Raw genomic sequence first — 344 nt, forward strand, 5'->3', positions numbered from 1 at the left:
GGCAACAGTGCGGAGTCAACAGAGTCTGGCGACTGATGAAACGTGTCGGGATAAAGGCTCAGGTCGGATACCGGAGCCCGCGGGCACGTAAAGGCGAAGCCAGTATCGTGTCGCCCAACAGGCTCCAGCGACAGTTCAATCCGGATGCTCCGGATGAGCGTTGGGTAACGGACATCACCTACATCAGGACCCACGAAGGCTGGCTGTATCTTGCCGTGGTTGTTGATCTGTTCTCACGCAAAATTATCGGCTGGTCAATGCAACCCCGGATGACAAAGGACATTGTCCTGAACGCACTGCTGATGGCTGTATGGCGGCGTAATCCCCAAAAACAGGTGCTGGTT

At 55.5% G+C, this 344-nt stretch carries 1 protein-coding gene; it reads left to right on the plus strand.

The window, feature by feature from the left end; all coding sequences use genetic code 11:
• The coding region (locus OGY18_RS03725; protein ID WP_286551792.1) for a DDE-type integrase/transposase/recombinase at positions 1-344 on the plus strand (344 nt) is incomplete at both ends.

This window comes from Citrobacter sp. Cpo142 (genome assembly GCF_030332425.1).
GTDB classification, from domain to species: Bacteria; Pseudomonadota; Gammaproteobacteria; order Enterobacterales; family Enterobacteriaceae; genus Citrobacter; species Citrobacter portucalensis.